Source organism: Paenibacillus sp. FSL L8-0470 (assembly GCF_038008625.1).
Classification (GTDB): Bacteria; Bacillota; Bacilli; order Paenibacillales; family Paenibacillaceae; genus Paenibacillus_AQ.
The window spans coordinates 598,109-611,048 of the sequence record NZ_JBBOZM010000001.1 but is presented as its reverse complement, the minus strand read 5'-3'; the positions used below and the strand labels follow the sequence as shown (position 1 = coordinate 611,048).

The window sequence follows — 12,940 nt, the reverse complement described above, 5'->3', positions numbered from 1 at the left end:
TCTTTTTTATCCATTATACGGACAAATGGGAAGAATCATCAAACATTACTTCCCCGAAGTGCAGAAAGAGACTTCTCCGGCTTAAGGAAAGACCCCCAGATTGCACCAGATTGCACTATGATCAGGCAACACTTCCCATGCTAATCTTTGCTTCTTTGTAATTTATAGTAAGGGAAGCCAAAGGTTTGTTCATCAATCCCCGGGAGTAAATCTCCACCGCGCCAGAGGCTGAAAATGCCCTCCCACCGGAGATGTACACCAAAAAAACCAATTCAATATGCACCTTTTGCGTGCTCTAAAAAAATTGTTTGATTTTTAATAATTAAAAGTGTGCTCATTGTGACAAATCACATGTTCTTGATCCATTGTTTGACGTATTGTAAAGCTATATCAAGTCATTGCACAGCTAAACCGTGCAATTCAAGCCGTGATTTAGTACCGTACGGGGCAACCCGTACGATTAACGATAGAGGGTGGAGAAGCATGATACAATCCTATGAACGCGATACTCAACTGACATTGCATTTGTACCGGGTTTTTGCCAAGTCTTTCAAGAGCATCAACGAGCATGCCGTTACCGGAAGCAAGATTGAAGGTTTCAATCCTACTGCTTTTGCTGTTATGGAGGTCCTCTACTATAAGGGGCCGCAACCCATTCAGCAGATCGGTGCCAAACTGCTCTTACAGAGCGGCAATGTTACTTACGTGATCGACAAGCTTGAGGAACGCGGCTACCTGCAGCGTAAGCCTTGCGCAAACGACCGCCGGGTTATTTTCGCCGAGCTGACTTCGGAAGGCGAACATCTGATGAACGAAATGTATCCGAAGTATTCGGAGCGCCTGCACCTCGCTTTCAGTGGCCTGAGTGATGAAGAAAAGGAACAAATGATTACTCTTTTGAAGAAGATGGGTCTCCAGGCTGAGAAACTCTCCCCGCTCCCGCGCAAATAGGGTTCGGGTCAACAAGATTGTGAATATATTCACTTCTTAGAATAGCTCCAGAACAAGTAGAAACGGCTGAGCCGTCCTGTTAAGGATGACTCAGCCGTTTCTAGTTTGTTGCAGCAATAGATGGGTTCTGACACAAGTGTTATTCACTAAGCCTTCTTAAGCGCCGGATTCTCCTCCGCAATGGAAGGAACGCCACTCCGCAGACCTGAAGAAATAATCAGGGACAAGACTGCGAATACCGCCATTACAATAAAAAGTGAATGCAGGCCGCCTTCCAGCGCACCATGCAGACTGCTCAAGGCCTCCCCGGTCAGTGTGCTGCCGCCATGCGGATTAAGTAGTGTATTGATGTCATCCCCTGTAACTGCACTGCCGGGCTGCTCCGCCAGCCGTCTGTCAATCGTAAGGTTCAGCCAGGAACCGAAAATTGCCACCCCAACCGTCTGCCCGAGTGAACGGGTAAACGTATTGAGTGCCGTTGAGGCCCCGCGCTGCTCATGCTCCACAGAGGACTGGGCGATAATGGTAAAGACGGTAGAGGCATAGCCAAACCCGACTCCGCAGAACAGCATAAGACATAGAAGCAGCAATTGTGAGGAATCCCCGTTCATAAACGCAAGGCCGATGGCCCCTATGGAAATCAGCGCCAGACCAAGCATGCCCGTCCGGCGGGAGCCGGAGCGCAGGATCATCCGTCCTCCGGCAATGGAGCCCAGCATCCAGCCTACAGACATCGGAGCGAGCAGCAGGCCTGAGAGGGCAGCACTTTTTCCGAACACTCCTTGTACCCACAGCGGTACATAGGTGGACAAGCCAATGATCAAGGTACTGACCAGCAGATTGGCCCCGGTGGATACAGCAATATTACGAACAGAGAACAGCGTGAGCGGCAGCATCGGTTCAGGAGCACGGCGCTCCACAAACAGAAATACTATCAGCAGCAGAATTGCCGCCCCCAATATCGCCAGCAGGAGCGGAGACGTCCAGGGCAGATTCTGCCCTCCTGTCGTCAGTCCGAAGAGCAGAGCCCCCATCCCTGCCGCGAACAGCAGCACACCGGCTACATCAATCTTCGTCTTGCGTCTTACCCGTTCTTCCTTCAGATAGCGGGAAATAAATATAATAGATAACAGGCCAAAAGGCAGATTAAACACAAACACCCAGCGCCAGCTTAAGTAATCTACAACATAGCCGCCGAGCAGCGGTCCAACCAGAGAGGAGATCCCCCATACCGAACTCAGCAGCCCCTGTGTCTTTGCCCGTTCTTTAATGCTGTAGATGTCACCGATTATCGTAAAGGTCATCGGAATCAGTGCTCCCGCTCCGATTCCTTGGATGCCGCGGAATATAATAAGCTGTTCCATGCTCTGCGATATGCCGCACAGCAGCGAGCCAAGCAAGAATACCACAGCTCCACCGATGAATACAGGCTTGCGGCCAATCAGATCGCTCAGCTTGCCAAATATCGGGGTCGTGACCGCCATGGCCAGCAGATAGGCGGTAAATATCCAGCTCAGCCACTGCATCCCCTGAAAATCCCCAACAATCGCCGGTCCGGCAGGCCCGGTTACTGTCCCTTCAATTGCAGCCAAAAATGTAGCCAGCAGCACCCCTATCAAAATAAGCTTGCGTTCTGTTTCTCCTGGAGACTTCAATGAATCCAAATCCTCTCACTATATATTAGCGTCTAGCCTCACTGCGCAGCAGCGCATACAGAATAACGTCCTGAAAGCCTGAGGACGTATGACGGTATTCCCGCAACAGCCCTTCCTCCCGGAAGCCCAGTGCTGAAAACAGCCTCTGCGCCCGGACATTGTCCGGATGGCATAATACTTCAATCCGGTTCAGCCCCATGGTGCCGAAGCCGAAATCCATTACAAGCTCCAGCGCTTCCTGCATATATCCCTGCCCCCAATGGGACGGTGACAGCTCACAGCCGATTTCCCCCCGGTACGCTCCCGGCAGCTGCCAGTAGTTATAGCCGCAGCTGCCGATTACGTCACCCTCCGGTCCTATGATGCTCCAGCGCAGACTCGCTTCTTCCCGCGCCATCTGCCGCAGTAATCCAATCAGATGCTCTGCATCAGCAGCCGAAGACAGAGGGGGCATGTCCAGCCAGAGCGCCACCTCAGGATGACACCAGAGGTCATATAATGCGGCGGCATGATCTTCGGTCATAACACGCAATTCCACTCTTTCTCCGCTCAAAGCCGGTACCATCCCATTGCACACGTACAACGCTCTCGTCCCCTTCCAACCTTATAAGTATACAACATATGTAAGGATGTCCTGAATAGAAACATAAATTTCACACACATAGAAACGGTACTGTCCTTAACCGGGACGGTACCGTTTCAGTGAGAAACCGTTTGAAAAACGCCTTTATCAGGGCGGCTTGGTCCCACCCTGATGCAGACGTTTGTTTTTGTGCATAAGGTTCGCTCATGCCGTTGTATAGTGGAAATGGGCATAATCTTCAGGATTAACCTGAGGCCCCTGCTGCCTTGACCGGCTTAAGCACCTCGGTGCAGAGAACCTGAAGCTTTTCCTGGATCGCCTTGAATTCTTCAATCCCCGTCCCGGTAATGCTGAATCCCTCGCCATGGGCAGTCAGGAAGTTCTCCTGAGAGAGCCGCTCCAGTTCCTGCTTCACTTCACGTTCCGCCACCCGGTATCCCAGATTCTCGAGTTCCGGCTGCATTTCTGATACTGTAAGGTCCCTCTCATGTGCAAAATAAAGCATATGAATCCCTACGAACAAGTTCTGTACATCGGCGCGCATATTCCACTCCTTCCGGCCAAAAGCCTCCAGTTTTAGTAAATTCAATCACTGCTTATTCTTATAAAAGCATTACCCTAGTGATGGCTTGTGGAAACACGAGGGACTGTTACGGTAAGGGGGTAAGCTCTGCAATCTGCATAAATCCGGTAATGCTTGACGTATTGAACGTTGCTGTACTATGTTGTTAGTTACAGTTATGGATTCATACTGACTCAAGGTACAGGAAGGTGATGCTTCATGTTTCAGGCTATGCCCTACGACGGAACGCGCAGCGAGCGTTTTGAAGCGGTTCTATCCCAGCTGGGAGCGCTGATGGAAGGGGAGCCAAATGCCGTTGCCAATCTGGCGAATGCCTCGGCACTGCTTAAGTTCTCTCTACCGGATACCAATTGGGCCGGTTTCTATTTATTTGACGGCAAGGAGCTTGTGCTTGGACCCTTTCAGGGACTGCCTGCCTGTATCCGCATTCCACTGGGCCGCGGAGTATGCGGAACGGCCGCAAGCGAGCGCCGGACACTCGTCGTGGATGATGTGCATGCCTTCCCGGGACATATTGCCTGCGATGCCGCTTCGAACAGCGAAATCGTCGTGCCGCTGATTAAGGAGGACCGGCTGCTGGGTGTGCTGGATATCGACAGCCCGCTCAAGCACCGCTTCGATGATGAGGAACGCCGCTTCCTGGAGCGGTTCGCGGCTATGGTTTCGGACGTAATCTAATTTTCCCGGCTGCATGTAAAAGGCCGCCACATTCGCAGGAGTACCTGCGTTTGTGACGGCCTTTTTGCTGTTGATCGTTTTTATGCTGAGGACAACGCCCGATTACTGCCGGACCGGACTAATATTCCAGATTTCAGAGGCGTAGCGGCTGATCGTGTTGTCACTGGAAAATTTGCCGGAATGGCCGATATTGATAATCGACTTTTTCAGCCATTCCTTCTGGTTGCGGTAGGCGAGATCGATTTTGACATGAGTCTCCACATAGCTGGCAAAATCCTTAAGCACAAAAAATTCATCATTATTGTCGAGCAATGACTGATAGAGCGAATCGAACTCCTGGGTATGGCAGCAGATTGGACCCGGTGTGATGAGCTGATCCAGCACTTCCTTGACTCGTCCATCGCCATTATAGATATCACGGGAATGATAGCCTCCATACTGGTAGTAATCAAGCACCTGCTCTGCCCGCAGTCCGAACAGGAACATGTTGTTGTCACCCAGCATTTCGTGCATTTCCACGTTGGCCCCGTCCATCGTGCCGATGGTCAGCGCACCGTTCATCATAAACTTCATGTTGCCGGTGCCGGAAGCCTCCTTGCTTGCTGTAGAGATTTGTTCGCTTACGTCAGCTGCGGGAATAATCTTCTCCGCCAAAGAGACCGAATAATTCTCCAGGAAAAAGATGCGGATCTTGCCTTTGATATCCGGATCCTTGTTGACGACATCAGCCACTGTATTAATCAGTTTAATAATCCGTTTGGCCAAATGATAGCTGGGTGCAGCCTTGGCCCCGAATATAAAGGTGCGCGGCACCATGTCCATAGATGGATTATCTTTAAGCTGATTGTACATATGCATAATATGCAGAATGTTCAGCAGCTGGCGTTTGTAGGCATGCAGCCGTTTGACCTGTACATCGAAGATGGAATCCGGGTCTACCTGCACCCCATGCTTCTTGCCGATGTATTCCGCCAGGCGCTGCTTGTTACGGCGTTTGATGCCAGCCACCTGTTCCTGGAATGAAGCATCCTCACAATATTTAATTAGCCCGATCATCTCCTGCGGATGGTGAATCCAGCGTGTACCAATGGAATCATTGATCAATCCGGCCAGCTCGGGATTGGCATGCAGCAGCCAGCGGCGGTGTGTGATACCGTTCGTCTTATTATTGAAGCGGTGCGGATACATCTCATTGAACAGCCGCATCTCGCGTTTCTGCAAAATCTCTGTATGCAGCGCAGCCACTCCATTCACGCTATGGCTGGCTACTATCGCCAGATGGGCCATCCGCACCTGATCATCATGAATAATTGCCATCTGGTTGATCCGGTCCTGATCGCCGGGATATTTGCTCATCAGCTCACCGCAGAACCGGGCATTGATTTCCTCAATAATGAGGAAAATACGCGGCAGCAGCTCCCGGACCATCCCCATCGGCCATTTCTCCAGTGCCTCGCTGAGAATGGTATGGTTGGTATAGGACACCATCCGGGTCGTCATGCTCCAGGCCTGATTCCAGCCGATGCTGTGTTCATCCATCAGAATCCGCATCAATTCGGGGATAACCAGTGTTGGATGCGTATCATTGATGTGCAGAGCCACTTTGTCCGGGAGCAGTTCAATCGGCAGGCCCGTCTTGCTGTACGTCCGCAGAATGCTCTGCAGACCTGCGCTGCACAAGAAATACTGCTGCTTCAGACGGAGCAGCTTGCCTTCATACTGTGAATCATCCGGGTACAGGAATTCAGAAATTGATTCCACTGAACGTTTGTATTCCAGAAACTTGTGATAATCCGTTCCAGCCAGGGAGCCGGTTATTCTCGAGGACGGGTTGATCGATTCGGCACTCCAGTTCCGCAGTGTATTCACATGCTTGCGGTCCGCCCCAATAATCGGAATATCATAAGGAACCGCCCGCACCGCTTCATAATCCTTATGCTCGAAGGCCAGCTCACCGTTCTCCTCACGGGTCTCCACATGTCCCCAGAACCGTACTTCCACCTGCTTGTCTTCCCGGCGCAATTCCCACACATTATCGTTCTGCAGCCAATAATCGGGCAGCTCCACCTGATATCCGTCAACAATCTTTTGCTCAAACAGGCCGTATTTATAACGGATGCCGCAGCCATGCCCTGCATACTGCAGGGAGGCCAGCGAATCCATGAAGCAGGCGGCCAAACGCCCCAGACCTCCGTTGCCGAGGCCTGCATCTGCTTCTTCCTCTTCAATATCCTGAAGACAAAAGCCCAGTTCTGCAAGTCCTTCGCGTACTACCTCCAGCACGCCCATGTTGAGCAGATTATTGCCCAGAAGCCTGCCAATCAGAAATTCCATGGAAAAATAGTAAACCTGCTTTTCCTTATCAGCCTTAAATTTCTGGTTGGTATCCGCCCAGTTTTTACCTGCATTCTCACGGATCATATTGCCGATGATGTTATACACATCAGCATTCGAAGCTTCTTCAAGCGGCTTGCCCAATTTCCTGATGAGTGCCTCGCGGAACGCTTGTTTAAAGGTTTCTTTATCGTTGAACAACAGCGGGTTCCTCCTGACAGAGCCTTATTTTGTGAATGGCGTATTTATGAAAACTCAGGATCAGCTGAACTGGGTGCTGCCCGGTGTTCAACTGATCCTGAGGTTAAATTTTGCTGCTCTTGGCTATAACAAATGGACGTTTGTTATCTCCGACCAGAATCCGGTCTCTGCTTAAGTGTACATCTTTATCCATAATGACATTTTCAATCACGGCATTTTCTTCAATTACACATTTCTGCATGATGACAGAATTGATGATTCTGGCCCCTTCTTTGATCTGCACGCCCCGGAAGATCACGCTGTTCTCCACGGTTCCGGCAATGATACAGCCGTTGGCCACCAGCGAGTTGCTAACCTCTGCGCTGTCCAGATAACGGGTTGGCGCTTCATATTTAATCTTGGTCTGCACCGGATTCTCCTTGAACAGGCTGAAATAATTATCCTGGCGGAGCAGCTCCAGACTATTTTTGTAATAGCTTTCCAGCGAATTGATCACCGCATGGTAACCTTTGTACTCGTAGGCGGAAATTTTGAATTTGTGCCGGTTCTTCTGGATCACATCGCGGAAGAAGAAGCTTTCGCCATGGGCGATGCAATGTTCTACCTGCTCCAGGAACATTTTTTTCTCCATGATGAAGATATCCAGATACACATTGTGATGGTCCTTCTCATGATGAATATTCGTAACCGCATTCTCTTCGTCTACCTCAACACGCAGGCAGGGATCATGCTCAGGCTGCAGCTGGTCTATCGTTTTGTAGACAAGTGTTACATCCGCGCCCTTCTCCAGATGGTACTGGAATACCTCCTGGAAATCCACAGTGTTGATATGCTGACTGCCGGAGAACACAATATATTTGGCCGAGGCCCGTTTGAAGAAATCCAGATTGTTATGATAATGCTGTAAATCCCCAAGCGAGGTGTCTGTCGGATCATTCCAGTCAGGCGGCAGAATAAACAGTCCTCCATGCTTGCGGTTCATATCCCAGGACTTGCCGTCGCCGAGATGATCCATCAGCGAACGGTATTTACGGCGGACAAACAGTCCAACGCTTTCCAGCTCTGCCCGCATCATATTGGAAAGAACGAAATCGATCAGCCGGTAGCGGCTGGCAAAAGGCACGGCAGCACCGCAGCGGAAATAGGTCAACTCATTTAATTTATCCAGTTCATGATCAAGATTGATTACACCCATAAGCTTTTTCATCCCGGTTCACCGTCCTCTAATGGTTATATGGTTTTGGCTGCAACTGATTTACGTTTCTTGCTCCGATTATCGATCAGCAGGATTTCGTCCTCATTCTCCCGATCGACTCCGATCTCCATATAATCCTCGATTACCGTATTTTCGCTGATGATAGCCTTATGGATCCGTACATTCTTGCCGATCTTAACCTTGGGCATAATGACGGAGTCGGTAATGACGCTGCCTTCTCCCACTTCCACGCCGTAAAAGAGCACCGAATGCTTCACCTCTCCGTACACGATGCAGCCCTCATTAATAATGCAGCTCGATACCTTTGCTCCTGGAGCTACATATTGTGCCGGCTGATTCGGATTGCGGGTGAAAATGCGCCAATTGGGATCATTCAGATTCAGCGGCGGATGATCACTTAACAAATCCATATTGGCCTCCCACAGGCTGGCCACTGTACCTACATCTCTCCAGTAGCCTTCAAATGGATAGGCAAAAAGGGATTTATCGTCCTCCAGCATCAGAGGAATAATATCTTTGCCGAAATCATGGGAGGAGTCTGCATTCTCCCCGTCTTCCAGCAGATGCTTGCGGAGGACCTCCCATTTAAAAATATAAACGCCCATCGACGCCAGCGTGCTCTTCGGCTTCACCGGCTTCTCGTCAAACTCATAAATCTTCAAATCTTCATCTGTGTTAAGAATGCCAAAGCGGCTGGCCTCCTCGAGCGGAACATCAATGACCGAGATGGTGCAGTCAGCATTTCTAGATTTGTGATATTGCAGCATAGCATTGTAATCCATTTTGTAAATATGGTCGCCGGAAAGTATAAGCACATGTTCCGGATCAAATTGATCAACAAATTTCAGATTGCGGTAAATTGCATCAGCCGTTCCCCGGTACCAGCTGCTTCCATTCTCCCGTTCATGCGGCGGCAATACAAATACACCGCCATCCTTACGGTTCAAATCCCAGTCACTGCCTACCCCAATGTATGAATGCAGTACAAGCGGCTCATATTGAGTGAGCACACCAACTGTATCAATACCTGAATTGGAGCAATTGCTTAAGGGGAAGTCGATGATTCTGTAAGTTCCCCCAAAATAAACAGCGGGCTTGGCAAGCGTTTTGGTCAATCCCTTCAACCTTTTCCCTTGGCCTCCCGCCAATAGCATGGCTACCATTTCTTTTTTCTTCATGGAAGAGCCTCCTTGACATATGGGTAGTAAAACATGTAATAAATAAGGTTGAATGAAGTTTGGTGGTGCGAAATAGACCCAAGATAGAATTCAAAAAGAAGTGAACCAGCAAGAAGTAAAATGAAAGAAATGTGCTTGATAGGAAATTTGGATAAGGTTAACAAACGGGGGGACACCTGATATCGGGACAAGTTGCCGGATTCATGAGAAAAGCTCTCCAAAAACCGGGTTTGTATCCTTATTGTAAAGTGTTCTAGAGTCGCCGTCAAAACCCTTTATTGAATTCCAAAAACCTTAGATTGTAATTATATTCCTTATTAATAACACTTATATTTCTTATAATTAGATTAACCAGAATGATTAACCATGAACTAAAAATTCTAATCTGATATTGAACTTAAGGAGACGCTTCTTTCAGCAAACATTCAACGTAATGGGTCATAATGAACTATCTTTTACTGTAAACGGAGGTACTACTCATGAAAGCTGCCCAAGGCGTGCGACTACTGCTCGTAGATGACGAGCCTCATATCCTGCAGTTTCTGGAACTGGGTCTGATGAACGAAGGATTTGAAGTAATGACTGCACCTGACGGTGTCAGCGCGATCGCAATGGCTGCCGATTTCAAACCGCATGTGGCCATTCTGGATGTGATGATGCCGGGCATGGACGGCTTTGAGGTCTGCCGTTACCTGCGTTCAGAAGAAGCGGAGATTGCGGTCATCATGCTGACTGCAAAAGACGAAGTGGACGACCGGGTCAAGGGCCTCTCCATCGGGGCTGACGACTATATGGTCAAGCCGTTCAGCTTCGACGAGCTGCTGGCCCGGATTCAGGCCCGGCTGCGCAATCAGTTCCCGGGATTGCTTGGGGAAGTGCGCTGCGGCCCCTTCCGGATTGACGGCCGCCGCAAGGAAATCCGCCACAAGGAAGAGGTTCTGGAGCTGTCCCCTACCGAATATGAGCTGCTGCAATACCTGGTCATCAATCATGGCCTGGTACTGAGCAAGCCGATGATTCTGGACAAGGTATGGGGATATGATTTTGGCGGAGAGGAAAATATCGTGGAGGTCTATATCCGTTCCCTCCGCGAGAAGCTTGGCGATAAAGAGCATAAGATTATCCGCACGCTGCGCGGCGCGGGATACCGCGTGGACCTGGTATGATTGCCCGCCTCTCGGGCTTCATCAGCAGGCTTCCGTCTCCACGTTCCCTGCGCAAGCAGCTGCTGGCCATCTCGCTCATCATTTTGTCCGTGCTGCTGCTGCTGATCGGTGTGCTGCAGTATGTGCTGATGCGGAACTTCATCTACACCAACCGGGCGGAATCCATGGAAACGCAGCTGCGGTCCGTGCCGCGTGAGTTCTATTTTACGTTTCTTAATTCCGGGAAGCCGGAACTGCCTGGTACCAGCCCCGCCACGAGCGGCGGTTACGCAGCACCCGGGGAGAACCAGAACACCAGCCCGGACGGGCAGCGGATGGGCGGTGACAGGCGTCCTCTCCTGCTGGATGCCCATACAACTATCGCCATCTATAGCCCGGACGGCACCTTCAGGGACTTCCAGGAGGATACGCTTTCCGATTCTGCCGCTCCAAGAATGACGAACAAAGAGTATGATGAGCTGCTCAAACATACTGCGGACAAACAAACGGGAAAATACCGGCTGATAACCGCTGAGGATGGCAGTGAACACCTGGCCGTGTTCATGAATCTGCGCAAGCCGGGTGCACCCAAAATGCTGCTGCAAATGAGCGTAGCCACCGGCCCGCTGAGAGATGTAATCATGCAGCAGCTGATGATCTTCGCCGGCTTGGCGGTAATTGCTTTGCTGGCCGGGCTGTTCCTGTATTTGCCTGCACTGCGCAAAACACTGGTTCCCTTATCCAATATGGGCGAAGCCGCGCAAATCATCGACGCAGGCAATTTGGACGTACGTTTCCCCGTCAACCAGGGACAGACAGAAATCGACAAGCTGTCCCAGTCCTTCAACGGGATGCTGGAGCGTCTGGAAATTTCGTTCCATAATGAACGTGAAGCCAAGGAACAGATGCGGCGTTTCGCCGCCGATGCTTCCCATGAGCTGCGGACTCCCCTCACTTCGATTCACGGCTTCCTGGAGGTGCTGCTGCGGGGAGCTGCGGATAATAAAGACCAGCTTTACGGCGCCCTGAACAGCATGCACGGTGAATCCAAACGGATTAATAAGCTGGTCGAAGACTTGCTCCTGCTGGCCCGTATGGACGGCGCGCCTCAGCTAAGGGTCAAGAACCTGCTGCTGGGTAAAGTCATCGATGAGATGCAGCCGCAGCTCCTGGTGCTGGCCGCGAACCGCAAGGTCAACTTCGACATTTCTTACGGCATCCGCGGCATGTATGATCCCGACAAAATCAAACAGGTCATTCTCAACTTGTTCCACAATGCCGTGCAGCATACGGATGCAGACCAGGGGACGATCCATATCGCCCTGCACGCCCGGGACACCGGAGCAACGCTGACTGTCAGGGACAACGGCTCCGGCATCTCTGCTAATCATCTCCCCCATGTGTTCGACCGGTTCTACCGCAGCGATTCCTCGCGCACGCGCAAATACGGCGGTTCGGGCCTTGGATTGTCCATTACAAAGTCTATTGTGGATGCACATAACGGGAACATCAGCGTGGAGAGTACTCCCGGTGGAGGCACTGTCTTTAAAGTCTCTCTTCCATGCTTGCTGGATTAGCTTATGTAGTGTAATCAACGTTATAATAGTGTGTGAAAAGTATGCTATGCTCACAAAACTTAAGTTATGCTTTCGAAGTAAGTTTATGCTTTCGAAGTGAGTTTTGTACGAAGTCGATTCAAGGATGTTATGCTTATAAAACTTTTAGGAGGTCGAATTCATGTACGAAATCGCCGTGATCGGAGCCGGACCAGCCGGTGCCAGTGCAGCCCTGTTCGCCGCCAAAGCGGGCAAAAAAACGCTGCTGATTGACAATGACAAAGGAATGACCCGCAGAGGGTGGTATGAGAATTTTTATGGAATCTCCGAAATCGGCGGTCCCGACCTCGTGGAAACCGGACACAAGCAAGCCGTCAAATTCGGGGCGGAATTAGTAGCTGATCAAGCTGTGGGTCTTACCACGGGCAGTGAAGGTTTTGTCATTGAAAGCGAGAGTGGTGCCACTTATGAAGCGAAACATGTGATTCTGGCTACAGGCGTCCTGACCGATTTGGCTGCTAAAGCCGGTGTGGAAACCAAGGATGGCACGGAGCCAAGAATCAAGACTGTGGTAGCCGTCAACGCCGAAGGTAAAACAAATGTCGAAGGCATCTGGGCCGCCGGAACCGTTGCCGGAGTAAGCGTGCACGCTATTATTACCGCAGGTGACGGCGCGAAGGTCGCCATTAATGTCATAAGCGAATTGAACGGTGCAAGATATGTCGATCACGATCTGCTGAAGGCATAATTATATTCATACGAGAGGGACTCCGGGCGGATACTTCGCTTCAAGAGTCCCTCTCTTAGCTGAATTGAGGCCAGCCGCGATTGCGGTTGGCCTTTTTCATCCGATAATTGCA

11 protein-coding genes are annotated in these 12,940 nt (G+C 50.5%); 5 read left to right on the top strand and 6 right to left on the bottom strand.

Annotated elements, in window-relative coordinates:
* The first annotated feature begins 483 nt into the window (after window positions 1–483).
* Window positions 484–951, top strand: coding sequence for a MarR family winged helix-turn-helix transcriptional regulator (locus tag NST99_RS02845; RefSeq protein ID WP_038585538.1), 468 nt, complete (start codon window positions 484–486; stop codon window positions 949–951).
* Window positions 952–1,097: 146 nt separating this feature from the next.
* Here NST99_RS02845 and NST99_RS02840 read toward each other — a convergent pair whose 3' ends face one another.
* The 3 genes from NST99_RS02840 to NST99_RS02830 all read right to left on the bottom strand — a co-directional run bounded on the left by NST99_RS02840 (window position 1,098) and on the right by NST99_RS02830 (window position 3,733).
* Window positions 1,098–2,606, bottom strand: coding sequence for an MDR family MFS transporter (locus NST99_RS02840; RefSeq protein WP_445744942.1), 1,509 nt, complete (start codon window positions 2,604–2,606; stop codon window positions 1,098–1,100).
* 25 nt (window positions 2,607–2,631) lie between these two features.
* Window positions 2,632–3,159: a GNAT family N-acetyltransferase gene (locus tag NST99_RS02835; protein WP_341089602.1), complete on the bottom strand. Its 528-nt coding sequence runs from the start codon at window positions 3,157–3,159 to the stop codon at window positions 2,632–2,634.
* 274 nt (window positions 3,160–3,433) lie between these two features.
* Window positions 3,434–3,733: a hypothetical protein gene (locus NST99_RS02830; protein WP_038585534.1), complete on the bottom strand. Its 300-nt coding sequence runs from the start codon at window positions 3,731–3,733 to the stop codon at window positions 3,434–3,436.
* A gap of 237 nt (window positions 3,734–3,970) precedes the next feature.
* Here NST99_RS02830 and NST99_RS02825 point away from each other — a divergent pair, with 237 nt between their 5' ends.
* The gene (locus NST99_RS02825) at window positions 3,971–4,450 is read left to right on the top strand and encodes a GAF domain-containing protein (protein ID WP_076112815.1); all 480 of its coding nucleotides are present in this window, start codon (window positions 3,971–3,973) and stop codon (window positions 4,448–4,450) included.
* 102 nt (window positions 4,451–4,552) lie between these two features.
* Here NST99_RS02825 and NST99_RS02820 read toward each other — a convergent pair whose 3' ends face one another.
* The 3 genes from NST99_RS02820 to NST99_RS02810 form a co-directional block, all read right to left on the bottom strand.
* Window positions 4,553–6,985, bottom strand: a complete 2,433-nt coding sequence (locus NST99_RS02820; protein WP_341089601.1) for a glycogen/starch/alpha-glucan phosphorylase — start codon at window positions 6,983–6,985, stop codon at window positions 4,553–4,555.
* Between the two features lie 103 nt (window positions 6,986–7,088).
* Window positions 7,089–8,192, bottom strand: a complete 1,104-nt coding sequence (gene glgD / locus NST99_RS02815; RefSeq protein WP_341089600.1) for a glucose-1-phosphate adenylyltransferase subunit GlgD — start codon at window positions 8,190–8,192, stop codon at window positions 7,089–7,091.
* Window positions 8,193–8,215: 23 nt separating this feature from the next.
* The gene (locus NST99_RS02810) at window positions 8,216–9,379 is read right to left on the bottom strand and encodes a glucose-1-phosphate adenylyltransferase (protein WP_038585522.1); all 1,164 of its coding nucleotides are present in this window, start codon (window positions 9,377–9,379) and stop codon (window positions 8,216–8,218) included.
* 479 nt (window positions 9,380–9,858) lie between these two features.
* Between NST99_RS02810 and NST99_RS02805 the strand changes: the two genes are divergently transcribed.
* From NST99_RS02805 to NST99_RS02795, 3 genes are all read left to right on the top strand, one after another.
* Window positions 9,859–10,545, top strand: coding sequence for a response regulator transcription factor (locus tag NST99_RS02805; protein WP_341089599.1), 687 nt, complete (start codon window positions 9,859–9,861; stop codon window positions 10,543–10,545).
* Window positions 10,542–12,101: a sensor histidine kinase gene (locus NST99_RS02800; RefSeq protein ID WP_341089597.1), complete on the top strand. Its 1,560-nt coding sequence runs from the start codon at window positions 10,542–10,544 to the stop codon at window positions 12,099–12,101. The genes NST99_RS02805 and NST99_RS02800 overlap by 4 nt, the downstream gene beginning before the upstream one ends.
* Window positions 12,102–12,261: 160 nt before the next feature.
* The gene (locus tag NST99_RS02795; RefSeq protein ID WP_341089596.1) at window positions 12,262–12,828 is read left to right on the top strand and encodes an FAD-dependent oxidoreductase; all 567 of its coding nucleotides are present in this window, start codon (window positions 12,262–12,264) and stop codon (window positions 12,826–12,828) included.
* Window positions 12,829–12,940: the final 112 nt, after the last annotated feature.